The sequence below is a fragment of the Pseudomonas svalbardensis genome (genome assembly GCF_030053115.1).
Lineage (GTDB): Bacteria > Pseudomonadota > Gammaproteobacteria > Pseudomonadales > Pseudomonadaceae > Aquipseudomonas > Aquipseudomonas svalbardensis.
Window position 1 is genome coordinate 3,436,912 of sequence record NZ_CP125619.1, and the last position, 14,810, is coordinate 3,451,721.

13 protein-coding genes and 1 pseudogene are annotated in these 14,810 nt (G+C 58.4%); 7 read left to right on the forward strand and 7 right to left on the reverse strand.

What is annotated here, in order from left to right; genetic code table 11:
* Positions 1-196 precede the first annotated feature (196 nt).
* Complete coding sequence (eco, locus tag QFX16_RS15745; protein WP_283180406.1) at positions 197-679, forward strand: serine protease inhibitor ecotin; 483 nt, start codon at positions 197-199, stop codon at positions 677-679.
* A 29-nt stretch (positions 680-708) separates the two neighbouring features.
* Positions 709-1,014 carry an NIPSNAP family protein gene (locus tag QFX16_RS15750; RefSeq protein ID WP_283180407.1) on the forward strand — a complete coding sequence of 102 codons (306 nt, stop codon included), beginning with the start codon at positions 709-711 and terminating at the stop codon, positions 1,012-1,014.
* An 18-nt stretch (positions 1,015-1,032) separates the two neighbouring features.
* On the opposite strand, the pseudogene ilvA reads toward QFX16_RS15750, so the two are convergent.
* A pseudogene (gene ilvA / locus QFX16_RS15755) lies at positions 1,033-2,034 on the reverse strand (threonine ammonia-lyase, biosynthetic); the annotation flags it as partial.
* 248 nt (positions 2,035-2,282) lie between these two features.
* Between ilvA and QFX16_RS15760 the strand changes: the two are divergent.
* Positions 2,283-2,615 (forward strand): DUF2834 domain-containing protein, encoded by a 333-nt coding sequence (locus QFX16_RS15760; protein WP_283180409.1) that lies wholly within the window; start codon positions 2,283-2,285, stop codon positions 2,613-2,615.
* On the opposite strand, the gene QFX16_RS15765 is transcribed toward QFX16_RS15760, so the two are convergent.
* On the reverse strand, positions 2,596-3,519 hold the full coding sequence (locus tag QFX16_RS15765; RefSeq protein WP_283180410.1) for a magnesium transporter CorA family protein: 924 nt from the start codon (positions 3,517-3,519) through the stop codon (positions 2,596-2,598). The two genes, QFX16_RS15760 and QFX16_RS15765, sit on opposite strands and share 20 nt — an antisense overlap.
* Before the next feature lie 7 nt (positions 3,520-3,526).
* The gene (locus QFX16_RS15770) at positions 3,527-5,101 is read right to left on the reverse strand and encodes a RimK family ATP-grasp domain-containing protein (RefSeq protein WP_283180411.1); all 1,575 of its coding nucleotides are present in this window, start codon (positions 5,099-5,101) and stop codon (positions 3,527-3,529) included.
* A 92-nt stretch (positions 5,102-5,193) separates the two neighbouring features.
* Here QFX16_RS15770 and rimI point away from each other — a divergent pair, with 92 nt between their 5' ends.
* Positions 5,194-6,291 carry a ribosomal protein S18-alanine N-acetyltransferase gene (gene rimI / locus QFX16_RS15775; protein WP_283180412.1) on the forward strand — a complete coding sequence of 366 codons (1,098 nt, stop codon included), beginning with the start codon at positions 5,194-5,196 and terminating at the stop codon, positions 6,289-6,291.
* Positions 6,292-6,445: 154 nt separating this feature from the next.
* Here rimI and QFX16_RS15780 read toward each other — a convergent pair whose 3' ends face one another.
* Together QFX16_RS15780 and QFX16_RS15785 are read right to left on the reverse strand one after the other, a co-directional pair.
* The gene (locus QFX16_RS15780) at positions 6,446-7,597 is read right to left on the reverse strand and encodes a PQQ-dependent sugar dehydrogenase (RefSeq protein WP_283180413.1); all 1,152 of its coding nucleotides are present in this window, start codon (positions 7,595-7,597) and stop codon (positions 6,446-6,448) included.
* A 51-nt stretch (positions 7,598-7,648) separates the two neighbouring features.
* On the reverse strand, positions 7,649-8,005 hold the full coding sequence (locus QFX16_RS15785; RefSeq protein WP_283180414.1) for a hypothetical protein: 357 nt from the start codon (positions 8,003-8,005) through the stop codon (positions 7,649-7,651).
* A 203-nt stretch (positions 8,006-8,208) separates the two neighbouring features.
* Here QFX16_RS15785 and ku point away from each other — a divergent pair, with 203 nt between their 5' ends.
* A complete protein-coding gene (gene ku / locus QFX16_RS15790; protein ID WP_283180415.1) occupies positions 8,209-9,069 on the forward strand; it encodes a non-homologous end joining protein Ku in 861 nt (286 codons plus the stop codon).
* Positions 9,070-9,189: 120 nt separating this feature from the next.
* Here ku and lpxO read toward each other — a convergent pair whose 3' ends face one another.
* Complete coding sequence (gene lpxO, locus QFX16_RS15795) at positions 9,190-10,089, reverse strand: lipid A hydroxylase LpxO (protein ID WP_283180416.1); 900 nt, start codon at positions 10,087-10,089, stop codon at positions 9,190-9,192.
* Positions 10,090-10,573: 484 nt separating this feature from the next.
* Between lpxO and QFX16_RS15800 the strand changes: the two genes are divergently transcribed.
* On the forward strand, positions 10,574-12,163 hold the full coding sequence (locus tag QFX16_RS15800) for an ABC-F family ATPase (protein ID WP_008149954.1): 1,590 nt from the start codon (positions 10,574-10,576) through the stop codon (positions 12,161-12,163).
* Positions 12,164-12,409: 246 nt separating this feature from the next.
* Positions 12,410-13,600 (forward strand): MFS transporter, encoded by a 1,191-nt coding sequence (locus tag QFX16_RS15805; RefSeq protein ID WP_283180417.1) that lies wholly within the window; start codon positions 12,410-12,412, stop codon positions 13,598-13,600.
* Here QFX16_RS15805 and QFX16_RS15810 read toward each other — a convergent pair whose 3' ends face one another.
* Positions 13,601-14,638, reverse strand: a complete 1,038-nt coding sequence (locus QFX16_RS15810) for an alpha/beta hydrolase family protein (protein ID WP_283180418.1) — start codon at positions 14,636-14,638, stop codon at positions 13,601-13,603.
* Positions 14,639-14,810: the final 172 nt, after the last annotated feature.

Consider the following 14,810-nt stretch of genomic DNA (forward strand, 5'->3'; position numbering starts at 1 on the left):
CACTGCAGCTCATCGGTAAATCAACGATTTAGCGAAACCGCGCGTAAATAGCCCATGCAATATGCAAGAAAGGCGTTGTGGCGCCCCTGCAATTTGCATACATCCAGCGACAGGTTTGCATTGGCCGACGACGCCAGTAAGAATGCGGCCAATCAATTCAGTATCCGCTGACCCCACTCGCACGCAAGGAGGCATCATGGGTTCTTTGACCTGTATCACTACCGTCGGGCTGATTCTTGCCGGGCTGTCGACCATCGCTCACGCCGCGAAACTCGAAGACGTTGCGCCGTTCCCGAAGCCCGAGAGCGGTTTCACCCGCCAGGTCATTCACCTTGCCCCACAGACTCAGGAAGACAGTTTCCAGGTCGAAATCCTCGCCGGCAAAACCCTGACCGTCGACTGCAATCGCCAACGCCTGGGCGGCATTCTCGAGGAGAAGAACCTCGAAGGCTGGGGCTACCCGTTCTACCGACTGGAAAAAGTCATCGGGCCGATGAGTACGCTGATGGCCTGCCCGGACGGCAAGAGTAAAAAGGACTTTGTGCCGGTGGTCGGTGACGGTTTCATGCTGCGCTACAACAGCAAACTGCCGATCGTGCTCTACGTGCCCAAAGACGTCGAAGTCCGCTACCGGATCTGGTCGGCGTCGAGCAAGGTCGAGAAAGCCATCCAGGAATAACCGTTCTGTCCCTCTACAGGAGCGCCATTTTGATTACCTGCCACGTCAAATATGTGATCGATCCGTATCAACTGAGCGAATTCGAAGCCTACGCCAAAGCCTGGCTCGGCATCGTCGAGCGTTTGGGTGGTACGCACCACGGGTACTTCCTGCCTTCCGAGGGCGCGAGCAATATCGCCTACTGCCTGTTCAGCTTTCCTTCGCTGGCGGACTACGAAAGCTACCGCCATATCGCGATGACTGATGCCGAAAGCACCGCGCTCGTAGCTTCGCTGGTCGAGAAGAAGTTTATTGTCAGTTACGAGCGGGCCTTCCTGCGCCCGCTGCTGGCCTGATACCGCTCACGCCGGGGCGTCGCTCAACGCGGCGCGCTCGGCCACATGGCGCAAACTGTCGAAATTGATGTTGGCGCCCGAGTCGATCGCTACCAGTGTCTGACCCCGGGCACCGGTTTGCGCCACGTATTTCTTGATTCCGGCTACGGCCAAGGCTCCGGAAGGTTCGGTGATCGAGCGGGTATCGTCGTAGATATTCTTGATGGCGGCGCAGAGCTCGTCGTTGCTGACCGTCAACACCTCATCGACGCAAAACCGGCAGACCTCGAAACCATAAGCACCGATCTGGGCGACGGCGACACCGTCGGCGAAAGTGCCTACGTTCGGCAGGACAACTCGCTCGCCGGCCTGCAATGCAGCATATAAACAGGCAGAATGCTCCGACTCGACGCCGATGATGCGGACTTCAGGTCGCAGGTACTTGACGTACGCCGCGATGCCGGCGATCAGGCCGCCACCACCCACCGGGACGAAGATCGCGTCTAGCGGACCTTGATGCTGACGCAGGATTTCCATGGCGACGGTGCCCTGCCCCGCGATCACGTCCGGATCGTCAAAGGGCGAGACAAAGGTGCGACCGGTTTGCCGCGCCAGGTTCAATGCATATTCCAGCGCAAACGGAAAACTCTCGCCATGCAGCACGGCATCGGCGCCCCGACTGCGCACACCCAGCACCTTCAGTTCCGGCGTCGTGCACGGCATCACAATGGTCGCGGCGATCCCCAGTTCACGCGCCGCCAGCGCCACGCCCTGGGCATGATTGCCCGCCGAAGCGGTGATCACGCCTCGAACCTTTTGCTCATCGCTCAACTGCACCAATTTGTTGTAGGCGCCGCGGATCTTGAAGGAAAAGGTCGGTTGCAAGTCTTCGCGCTTGAGCAGGATCTGATTCTCGAGCGTCTCGGACAACGCTGGCGCCGGTTGCAGCGGCGTACGCACCGCGAGCTCATACACGGGCGCGGCGAGGATCTTTTTCACGTAGTGCTCAAGCAAGGTCTGCTGGGCGGTGGTGCTGCTCATGGTCGTCTCCTGACGTTGATCGGAACCCAGGAGGCAGAAAGTAAAAACCCGCCTCTAGGGCGGGTTGGGTGCTGCAGTCGTGAGCTAGCCCGCCAAATAAGGAATGGCGGTAATAATGCTTGGCTGGCAGCGCAATACAGTGGAAGTCATGCCCGGAAATTAGCCGGGCGCTGATGGCAAGTCAATGGCCAATTTTACTCGGCCTCTGTAGGCTGGCGACTCTGCTCATCGTCCCAAGGAAGGAAACCATGAAGTCTGTCGTCCTGCCCCTCATTGCCCTGATCACGTTCGCCGGCTACACCGTTTCGGTGATGCTTCAGGCCGAACAGTCATTGATCGACTTCGGCATCAGCCTGATGTCGCGCCCCGACACCGCGCAGGTGGTGATTGATTTGTACCTGCTGGCGACGCTCGCGGGCATCTGGATGTACACGGATGCGCGCAAGCGTGGGCAGTCGGGATGGTCGGTGGTTCCCTACCTTTTGATCACCGCTATTTTCGTCTCCATCGGGCCGCTGTTGTACCTCGTGGTTCGTGGCCTGCAAGATCGGAGAAAGTCCGTCACTTCGCCAACCGCCTGAGCCCGAGCACCATCACTCCAGCCCCCATTATCATCGCGGTCAGAAACAGCGGATACGAAACCCACCACGGCACGCCCGCCGTCATCATGCTGAACTCGGACATGCCGCCGATACTTGCAATCAGGTTCAGCGGCAGAAACACCACATTGATCAACGTCAGTTTGCGCAACAGGTTGTTCATGCTGTTGTTCATCAGGTTGCCCCGGGCGTCGATCAGCCCGGAGAACACCGTGGAGTAGATTTCCGCCTGTTTGTAGCACTGGTTGTTTTCGATGATCAGGTCGTCGATCAGGCCAATGGCTTCGGCGCTGAAATGTTCCTTTGCGGCGTGATTGCGCAACCGGGTCAGGACTGCGCCGTTGCTGTGAATCGCATTGATGTAATAGATCAGGCTTTCGCTGAGGTTGAACATCTGAATCAGGTGCTGGTTCTGCATCGACGCGTTGAATTTCTGCTGCAACTCCCGGGCTACCAGCTTGATCACCTTCAGGTGGCCCAAATAGTGATGGATGTTGTTGAACAACAGGTCGAGCAACACATCCAGCGGCGTGTTCAGAGGTTGGCGCATGCCGAGGCCACTGAGTGGCGAGTCATCGGTGGCGATCACCAGCAAACGATGCTCGGAAAACAGCAAACCGCACGACGACACTTCAAAAGCCAGGCTGCCGGCACCGGAATAGTTTTCCGGGCGTTTCCAGATCAGGAACAGGTTGTCGGGGTGAAACTCGATGCGTGACACCTCGTCCGGATCCAGGGCCGAGGCCAGCGCGTGTTCATCAACTTTGAAATGGCTGTGCAGCAGATCCCGTTCGGCCGCATCGGGGTTGCTGAACAACATCACGTCGGCGTCCAGCCGTTCGACCGCTTGCAGGGCACCTTGGCTCAGTTGAAAGCTCTTGATCATCCGCCGTTCACCAGGCCTGGCCGCGGCGCTTGAGTTCCAGGCGACGGACGAACTCTTCCAGCACCAGTGAATACAGATCGTCCTGCAAGTAAGCGTCTTCGATGCCGGCGTCCATGTTCGGGTTGTCGTTGACCTCGATCACCACCACTTTGTCGCCGGATTGCTTGAGGTCGACACCGTAGAGGCCATCGCCGATCAGGTTCGCGGTCTTCACCGCCAACTCCACCACCGCCCGCGGTGCTTCGTGAACCGCCAGGGTGCGGCATTCGCCGTTGATGTCCTGGCCCTTGGCCTTGTGGTTGTAGATCTGCCAATGACCCTTGGACATGAAGTACTGGCAGGCAAAGATGGGTTTGCGGTTGAGCACGCCGATACGCCAGTCGTATTCGGTGTAGAAGAATTCCTGCGCCAGCAACAGCACCGAATGCTCGAACAGTTCGGCCGTGGCTTCGAGCAAGGCTTGCTGGCTTTCGACCTTGATCACGCCCCGAGAGAAACAGCCGTCGGGGATCTTCAGCACCAACGGAAAACCGAGGCGCTCGCCGACCCGTTCAAAGTCTTCCGGTCGCTCTTTGTAGAGAATCTCGGTGGCGGGCATGCCCAGTTGATGGCTCTTGAGCAGATCGGTCAGGTACACCTTGTTGGTGCAACGCAGAATCGACGCCGGGTCGTCCATCACCACCAGCCCTTCGCTCTCGGCTTTCTTGGCAAAACGGTAGGTGTGGTTATCGACACTGGTCGTCTCGCGGATCAGCAGCCCGTCGTATTCGGCAATACGTGCGTAGTCCTTGCGCTCGATCAGCTCGACGTCGATGCCCAACGTCTTGCCAACCCTGACGAAGTTGTCCAGCGCCTTGGCATTAGACGGCGGCAACGCTTCCTGGGGATCGTGCAGGATGGCCAGGTCATACCGGGCCAAACGCCGGGAACGTGGTACGCGCCAGATCTTGCGACTGAAACTGTCGAGTGAGTGGGCGAACTGGTCTTCCTGGTCTTCGCGCAACTTATGTAAGGCGCCGGACTTTATCCCTTCAATGTGCCAGCCGTTAGTTCGACGAAACTCAACTAACAATATCGGGCACGGAAAAACTTCAAACAACTGTCGCGCCAGATCCTGCAACGGTTCGATATGAGTCTTGCCAAAGTACAGTGTCAGGGTAAAGCCTTCGGTATCGCTGTAAAGATGATGACTGAGGGCTTTTTCCAGGGTTTTATCCAGATCATCCAGGGCCAGGCCGTACAAGGATTTTCGAGTCAGTTCGCTGATGGTCCGCACCGACGGAATCACCTTGTGCCCGCGGGCCTCGGCCAGCAGCGAGCAGTAGTAACCGTGCCCCAGATACTTGTAGCTGCGGCACAGGTTGATCACCTGCACCCGCTTGCCCTGCTCGTTGGCCCGGGGTTTCTCGAGGTATTCCTGGGCGCTGACGATGTCTTCACTGGGAAAGTAGGAGGCCCAGTCTTCCTTGCGTTCGACGATGATAATCAACTGGCTAGAAGTTTTAACACCGTCATTTAAATAAGTTGCTGCCGGCAAAGTTTGCTCGGATACTTCGCGCCAATGACCCTGTACCGCTGACATAGTGATTGATCCGTTGGAGAACAAGACCTTTCCTATTAAGCACGAACTTTTTAGAAAGTCCCGTTTCGTTACGCAACTTTTACGGTGGTCATATGAATCTGGTTTTTCGCCTGGCGGTGGTTGAAGACTTGCCGGCACTGCTGGAACTCGAACAACACTGTTTCACCACGGATCGGCTTAACCGTCGCAGCTTTCAATGGATGATCACTCGGGCCCACGGGCAACTGCTGGTGGCCCAGCGTGGCGAGCACCTCGTTGGTTACGCCGTGGTGCTGTTTCACCGGGGTACTTCGCTGGCGCGCCTTTACTCGATTGCGATCGCCAGCGAAGCACGCGGCAGCGGACTGGGCAGGCAGTTGCTCGAACGGATTGAGGCCTGCGCCCTTGAGCACGACTGCGCCTACCTGCGGCTGGAAGTTCGCATCGACAACCCGACGGCGATTGCCCTGTATGAGCGCAACGGTTACCGACGCTTTGCCCTGATTCACGACTATTACCAGGACCATGCCGATGCGCTGCGGCTAGAGAAGCGCATCCTCCAGCACCGCGACTCGCGCAACATCAAGGTGCCCTGGTATCCGCAGACCACCGATTTCACCTGCGGCCCGGCCTGTCTGCTGATGGCCATGGGCGCGCTGCAAGCGGGTCGCGTGCTGGAGCGTCGCGAAGAACTGCAGATCTGGCGGGAGGCGACCACCGTGTTCATGACCTCGGGCCATGGTGGCTGCAGCCCTCAAGGCCTGGCGCTGGCGGCATGGCGACGAGGGTTTCGGGTGCGACTGCAACTGAGCATGGCTGGGCCACTGTTTCTCGATGGCGTACGCGATGCGCATAAAAAAGAGGTAATGCGGTTAGTACACGAAGAGTTCACCACGCAGCTACAAGAGACTGATGTGGAGCGAGTGATCGGCGGACCACTGAACCTTCCACGGTTACTGGATGATGGCGGACAACCGCTGGTGCTCATCAGTTGCTATCGACTGACCCGTTCCAAATCGCCGCATTGGGTGATCGTCACCGATTGCGATGAAGAGTTCGTCTACCTGCATGACCCGGATGTCGATCACAGCCAGCATCGCCAACCCATGGACTGCCAGCATTTGCCGGTCAGTCATGGGGAATTTGAAAAGATGTGCAGTTTCGGTCGAGGCAAGCTTCGGGCGGCAGTGATCCTGTACGCCCGAACGTGAGTTTCACAATCCCTGTAGCAGCTGCCGAAGGCTGCGTTCGGCTGCGCAGCAGTCGTAAATCCAGGCCCCTCGGTCTAACTGAGCTGCCGCGGCGGATGATTTTACGACTGCTGCGCAGCCGAACGCAGGCTTCGGCAGCTGCTACAGGTACCGGTTACTTCAGTCCAATCTTGTACAGGGCACCATCGTCCTCATCGGTCAGCACATACAAGTACCCGTCCGGGCCTTGCCGCACATCGCGAATGCGCTTGTTGAGTTCGCCCAGCAATCGCTCTTCGTGAACGACCTTGTCGCCCTCGAACTGCAAGCGGATCAACTCCTGGCTCACTAACGCGCCGATAAACACGTTGTGCTGCCAGGCCTTGAAGCGGTCAGCGTCGTAGAACGCCATGCCGCTGAGGCCGGGGGACTTTTCCCAGACGTGGCGCGGGGCGATGGTGCCTTCGGTGGTCTTGCCCTTGGCTTCCGGAATCGGCTGGCCGGAATAGTTGATGCCATGAGTTGCCATCGGCCAGCCATAGTTCTTGCCACGCTCGATGATGTTGATTTCATCGCCACCCAGAGGACCGTGCTCGTTTTCCCAGAGAGTGCCGGTCCAGGGGTTGAGCGCCGCGCCTTGCGGATTGCGCTGGCCGTAGGACCAGATTTCCGGGCGTACGCCGGCCTGACCGACAAAAGGGTTGTCATCCGGCACCTTGCCGTCCGGGTAAATCCGCACGACCTTGCCTTGCAGTTTGTCGAGGTCTTGGGCGGTCGGCCGGTCGTTGTTCTCGCCAAGGGTGATGAACAGATAGCCGTCGCGGTCGAACACCAAGCGCGAACCAAAGTGGTTACCGACCGAAAGCTTGGGCTCCTGGCGAAAGATCACTTTGAAATCCTTGAGGGCCGTCAGGTCGTCAGACAGACGTCCACGACCGACCGCGGTCCCGGCCTTGCCGCCCTCACCACCGCCTTCGGCATACGACAGATAGACCGTGCGGTCTTGCTTGAAGTCGGGCGATAACACCACATCCAGCAAGCCGCCCTGTCCCTTGGACCAGACCTTTGGCACGCCACTGAGCGGAGCGGAAAGTTTACCGTCGGCGCTGACCACTCGCAGGTTGCCGGGCCGTTCGGTCACCAGCATCCCTTGACGATCGGGAAGAAACGCCAAGGCCCAGGGATGTTCGAGCCCCTTGGTCATTGTCGTCACCTCAAGGGTGCCCTGTTCGCTTTTAAAATTCTGGGTTGGCGCTGCGAAAACGGGCGCCGTGACGGTGATCAGTGCGCTGGCACACAGTGTGGCCAGAAGGGTTTTACGCAACATGCACGATTCCTTTTGTCGTTCGAATGGCTGGCAAGAACGCTGTCGTGCCGTTCAACGGTTGCTGGTGTCTGCGTCTCGATGAGGTGGATTGGGAATGAATTTCGGTGGGGTAGCGGGAGGCGAGCGATCCTGGGGATAGCGGTTGCCGACACCACCATTGTCAAGCGTCGGAGGGCGCGGCACGGGCACTGTGTTCGGCCCACGAATGGCCGGCGCGCTGGGTTGCGTGCCTTGCATGCTGTTGGGATTGGCCCGGCGAATCGGGCTGTTGTAAGGATTGCTGGTGTGGCCCGTCGGGCTCTGGGCCAACAGCAATGAAGAAGTTGGCGATGCGGTGTCAGCCTGGGCCAGATTGCTCAGCACGCCACTCAACGCCAACGCGGTGCAGCCGAGCACAAATCTGTTCATGGGGAGCCTCTCGACATCAGCGTGGATAGGAACTTCGATATCACGCTACGCCCGGGGTTCGGATTTGTTAACTAAAACCTCCTTCACAAGATGTAACACGAGTTGACCCGACCGCCGATACGCCCGCAGGACCGGGTCGCCGCCCGCTGAAACTTTTGCACAGCGTCACAGGTCACCTGAACATCACTCGCGAGAAGACGACCATGGCACGGGCAATCTGGAAAGGCGCGATCAGTTTCGGTCTGGTGCATATCCCTGTGGCGCTGGTCTCGGCGACGTCCTCGCAAGGGGTGGATTTCGACTGGCTCGACAGCCGCAGCATGGACCCGGTGGGCTACAAGCGCGTCAACAAGGTCACCGGCAAGGAAGTGACCAAGGAACACATCGTTAAAGGTGTGCAGTATGAAAAGGGTCGGTATGTGGTCCTCAGCGAAGAGGAAATCAAGTCGGCGCACCCGCTGTCCACTCAGACCATCGACATCTTTTCCTTTGTCGACAGCGAGCAGATTCCCCTGCAAAACATCGATACGCCCTACTACCTCGCACCGGATAAACGTGGCGGCAAGGTGTATGCGCTATTGCGCGAAACGTTAAGCAAGACCAATAAAGTCGCCCTGGCTCTTGTTGTGCTGCACACGCGCCAGCACCTCGCTGCGCTGATGCCGCTGGAATCGGCGATGGTATTGGTGATGCTGCGCTGGCCCGCCGAAGTGCGAAGTCTGGATACCCTCGAGTTGGGTAGTGAAGTCACCAAGCCCGAACTGGCCAAAGGTGAACTCGATATGGCCAAACGACTGGTTCAGGACATGAGCGCAGACTGGAAACCCGAGGATTATCGCGACAGTTTTGAAGACAAGATCATGGCGTTGGTTGAGAAGAAGGCTAATGAAGGCAAGATCGAGGATGTGGAAACGGCGACGGGTGAAGAGGAGCGTAAAACCGCAGATGTTATCGATCTGACCGAGCTGCTTAAACGTAGCCTCGGGGGCAAGAGTGCCGGTAAAACCAAACCGGCGGCTAAACCGGCCGCAAACAAAAAAGCCACGAAGACGTCTCGTGGCTGATTGAGGGCTGTGCGGTGAATGTTTTGGCCCCATCGCGAGCAGGCTCGCTCCCACAGGGGATCGCGGTTAACTGTGGGAGCGAGCCTGCTCGCGAAGGCTTTATACGCCGAAACACTGCATTTAAATCAGAACGAAAATCGCCAGCAAGCCACCAAAAATCGCCCACTTCTCCAGGTAATAGAGCTTGCGGTTGCGCTTCTTGAGCGCTTTGCCGCGAAGGCGAATCGTGTAGATTTTGGCGAACAAGCGGTTGATGCCGCCGGTCTTGTCACCCGCATCGTTCGGTGCGCCCGCCGCCGACATCACATTACGGCTGAACCAGCCATTGAACGCCGCCGCCCAGCGATACTTCATCGGCCGCTCTACGTCGCAGAACAAAATGATGCGGTTCTGCTCGGTGGTGTTTTCGGCGTAATGAATGAAGGTCTCGTCGAACATGACCGCTTCACCGTCACGCCAGTGGTAGTTCTCGCCATCGACGTTGATGTAGCAACCGGCATCGTTCGGTGTTTCCAGGCCCAGGTGATAGCGGTAGGAACCGGCATACGGATCGCGGTGACGGACCAGTTTCGAACCCGGTGGCAGCTCCGCGAACATCGCTGCCTTGATCGAGCCGATGCTTTGCACCAGTTCGGTGGTGCGCGGGCAGAGTTTCATGGCCGAAGGATGGCTGTCGCCATACCACTTCAGGTAGAAACGTTTCCAGCCCGTCTTGAAGAACGAGTTGAAGCCGACGTCGTCGTATTGATTCGAGCGTTTGATCTCCCCGGCCCTGAGCAGGTTCTGGCCCTCGGCGCGAATTTCTTCCCAATGGTCCTGCAACGGACTCAGATCAGGAAAGTCGGCCGGGTTGAGATAAGGCTTGTTGGGGATTTTCGAGAACAGATAAAGGAAGCAATTGATCGGCGCCAGAAACGTCGAGTGGTCGCTCAGTTGGCGGCCCAGCTTGTGGCGCACGCGTCCGCGCAAGTGGACGTACGCAATGGATACAACGTAAATAGCGGCAATGATCAATTTCACAAAAAATCGTCACACGTCAGAAGTGAACAAACTGCGTCCCTTGCCGATCGATCGGCCCGAGGGTCTTGTGCAGCGTCTGAAGACGAAACAGCGCGTCCTTGAGCCTATGCCGCCTGTCGGCATCAGGTGACAGATGGCATTTTAGCCACAGTTTGTAACCAATAGTTAACCTTCAACTGTGAAAATCTGTCCACTGATGCTGCCAAAGTGGCCGTGCGGCCTTAACGCCCTATCGTTTAAAGAGCCAGACCAGTACAATCGCCGCCAAACATTACGCGCCCCCCTTGGTTGATGACGGGAATGAACCCCGTCTCAGCGCACTTCGACTCGGGCCAAGCGCTCCATATGCTGCTGTCCACTTATTGCCAGATGGACCTTCCGCTTCTGACCGGGATGCATTTCCTGTGGTTCGAATACCGGAAACAGGTACTGAATCGGTACTGCCGCAACCCTAGCTACTCTGAATGCTTCGCAGGAAAAACCTTTGATCTCTACAGCTAACATCACGATGCAGTTCGGCGCCAAGCCGCTATTCGAAAACGTTTCGGTCAAATTCGCCGCGGGCAACCGCTACGGCCTGATCGGCGCCAACGGTTGCGGCAAGTCGACGTTCATGAAAATCCTCGGCGACGACCTCGAGCCATCCGGCGGCCAGGTCATGCTCGAGCCGAACGTGCGTCTGGGTAAACTGCGCCAGGACCAGTTCGCTTACGAAGAATTCACCGTGATCGATACCGTGATCATGGGTCACGAAGAACTGTGGAAGGTCAAGGCCGAGCGCGACCGCATCTACTCGCTGCCGGAAATGACCGAAGAAGACGGCATGGCCGTTGCGGAACTGGAAACCGAGTTCGCCGAAATGGACGGCTACACCGCCGAATCCCGCGCCGGCGAACTGCTGCTGGGCCTGGGTATCGGCATCGAGCAACACTTTGGCCCGATGAGCGAGGTTTCCCCAGGCTGGAAACTGCGCGTATTGCTGGCTCAGGCGCTGTTCTCCGATCCTGAAGTGTTGTTGCTCGACGAACCGACCAACCACCTGGACATCAACACCATCCGCTGGCTGGAAAACATTCTGACCCAGCGCTCCAGCCTGATGATCATCATCTCCCACGACCGTCACTTCCTGAACAGCGTGTGCACCCACATGGCTGACCTGGACTACGGCGAGTTGCGCCTGTTCCCGGGCAACTACGACGAGTACATGACCGTGGCGACCCAGTCCCGCGAGCAACTGCTGTCGGACAACGCCAAGAAGAAGGCGCAGATCTCAGAACTGCAATCGTTCGTCAGCCGCTTCTCGGCCAACGCCTCGAAAGCCAAGCAAGCGACCTCCCGCGCCAAGGCGATCGACAAGATCCAGCTGGCCGAGGTCAAGCCTTCGAGCCGTGTGAGCCCGTTCATCCGTTTCGAACAAACCAAGAAGCTGCACCGTCAGGCGGTCATCGTCGAGCGCATGGCCAAAGGCTTCGACGGCAAGACACTGTTCAAGGACTTCAGCTTCCAGGTTGAAGCTGGCGAGCGCGTGGCGATCATCGGCCCGAACGGCATCGGCAAAACCACCCTGCTGCGCACCCTGGTCAATGAACTGACCCCAGATGCCGGCACCGTGAAGTGGACCGACGCCGCAGAACTGGGCTACTACGCCCAGGACCACGCGCACGACTTCGAAGACGACTGCAACCTGTTCGACTGGATGGGCCAATGGACCCAGGGCGGCGAGCAAATCGTTCGCGGCACCCTCGGCCGTATGCTGTTCTCCAACGACGAGATCCTCAAGTCGGTCAAGGTCATCTCCGGTGGTGAGCAAGGTCGCATGCTGTTCGGCAAGCTGATCCTGCAAAAGCCGAACGTGCTGATCATGGACGAACCGACCAACCACTTGGACATGGAATCCATCGAGGCGCTGAACCTGGCGCTGGAGAACTACCCGGGCACGCTGATCTTCGTCAGCCACGACCGTGAGTTCGTATCGTCGTTGGCCACCCGCATTATCGAACTCAGCCCTAGCGGCGTGATCGACTTCAGCGGTACTTATGATGACTACCTGCGTAGCCAGGGCGTTGTGTTCTAAATAGCTGCTGAAACTGAGAAGCCCTGTCCTTGCGACGGGGCTTTTTGCATTTCATGGCCAAGGAATGCGTTGGTGCTGAAACCTTCGCGAGCAGGCTCGCTCCCACATTAGATTGCGGTCTACTGTGGGAGCGAGCCTGCTCGCGAAGAGGCCCTCAAACTCTACGAATATAGTTAGCCTGCTTTCTTTTATTTCATGCCCGCGCCATGATGCAGTTCTCCTACCGCCGCCCGCGAACGAGCCCTCATGTCTGTGCAGCAACTGCCACCGCAAAGCTCCATGGCGATCACTCTGCAGATCGTCTCCATCGTCTTTTATACCTTTATTGCCTTCCTCTGCATTGGCCTGCCGATTGCGGTATTGCCGGGCTACGTCCACGAACAGCTGGGTTTCAGCGCGATCATCGCGGGGCTGACCATCGGCTCGCAGTACCTGGCCACCCTGCTCAGCCGCCCGATGGCCGGACGCCTGTCGGACAGCATCGGCACCAAACGGGCGATTGTTTACGGGTTATCGGGGATTGTGTTGAGCGGTGCGCTGACGTGGATTTCAACGCTGCTGCAAAGTTTTCCGTTGCTGAGCCTGTTGATCCTGATCGCCGGCCGCTTGTTGCTGGGGATCGCCCAAGGCTTGATCGGGGTTGGGACGATCAGTTGGTGCATGGGTCAGGTGGGCGCTGAACATACCGCGCGATCGATCTCCTGGAACGGCATCGCCTCCTACGGCGCCATCGCCATTGGTGCGCCGCTGGGCGTGGTGATGGTCGGCGAGCTGGGGTTCGCCAGTCTTGGGATCGCGCTGTCGGTGCTTGCGCTGGCAGCGTTGTTGCTGATCCGAAGCAAACCCTCGGTGCCGGTGATTCGCGGCGAGCGCCTGCCGTTCTGGGCGGTGTTTGGGCGCATTGCGCCGTTCGGTGTGAGCCTGAGCCTCGCCTCCATCGGTTACGGCACCCTGACCACTTTTATTACCCTGTATTACGTCAGCCGTGGCTGGGCCGGCGCGGCTTACTGCCTGACGGTGTTCGGGGTGTGTTTCATTCTGGCGCGACTGTTGTTCATCTCCAGCATCAGCCGTTTCGGTGGGTTCACCTCGGCCATTGCCTGTATGAGCATTGAAACGGTGGGCCTTGCATTGCTATGGCTTGCACCTTCGACCGGTTATGCGCTGATCGGCGCAGGCCTGACCGGGTTCGGTTTGTCGCTGGTGTATCCGGCGCTGGGGGTCGAAGCGATCAAGCAAGTGCCCAACGCCAGCCGCGGGGCGGGATTGAGTGCTTACGCGGTGTTTTTCGATCTGGCGCTGGCGATTGCCGGGCCATTGATGGGCGCGGTGGCGTTGAACCTGGGGTACACGTGGATTTTCTTCAGCGCGGCGTTGTTGTCGATAACAGGATTGGGCCTGACGCTGTTGTTGAAACGTCGTGCGATGAACGCCTGATTACTGATCGGCGGTCTGCATCCCGGCCCGGGTCGATTTGCCAAGCGCATGAGAGAAGAAATGCCCGGCTTCGGACACCAGGGTGCGGTGGATGTCTTTGCGATCGACGCCATCGGCATCGGTGCACAGCGCCGGCATGGCGATGATCTGCTCTTCGTTGCAAGGCGCCATGAACACGAAGTGCCCTGCCCCGGCCAGCAACTTGAAGTCCGGTGCGATCGGCAGTTTGCGCGCCAGGGCGGCGGCATTCTTGTCGAATGCCACCAGTTTGTCGCCGTCGCCACTGTAGAGCAGCACCGGCACATGCACGTCGGCCAGGGTATGGCGGCCAAACTTCAGGCTCAGCGGCGCCATGAGCAACAAGGCGCGAACCCGAGGGTCAGCCACCGGTTGCAAGTCATCACGGTCAGCAATCAATTCGCCTTGGGTGTTGCAGGCATCGCGGTCGTCCGGGCGTTCCTGACAATAGCGGCGCAGACGGTCCAGGTCTGGTGTCGCGCCGGACAGAATCAGCGCCGTCTCTCCGCCCGCCGAATAACCGATCACACCCACCTGATCGGCATTGACGAAAGGCGCGAGCATTCGATCGCCAAGCGTCGCGGTAATGGCTTCGGAAATCTGGATGGGCCGACCGTAAAGGTTACTCAACGTACCGAGGCGGCTGTGGTCTTTGGAGTTGTCACCGGGGTGGATCACCGCCACCACCACAAACCCTTTGCGTGCCAGCGACGTGGCGAGGTCGTGCAAGGCCAGGGGGGTTCCGGTGTTGCCGTGGGACAGCATCAGCATCGGGAAACTACCGATGGCGACTCGGGTGTCTTCGCCCGCTTCGACCGTGTAGCCCTCGAGGATGCTGGAGTGTTCCTTGTCGCTGGAGGGATAGAAGGCGATGGCGCGCATCGGCTGCAAGTCCAGAGGGTCAAGAAAGCTCATCTCATGGAAGCCGACGCTCCAGTGAGGAGGCGGCGCAGGCGCGGCGTGCACTGAGTTCAGGCTGCTGAGCAGGCAAATCAGTAAAGTTGCACAAAGACGCACCATGGGAGGCTCCACTTGGCTATTGACCGGGGACGTTAACCCTCGACGGCATAACTCGGGCCACTATTTAATGAAATTCCGAAACATCCAGAAACAAAAAACTCCGTATCTGGCACTTGCGTGATCAGAATACAGAGTTTTGGGGATGTTGCTCGAGCTGTTTGATTTTCTTTAC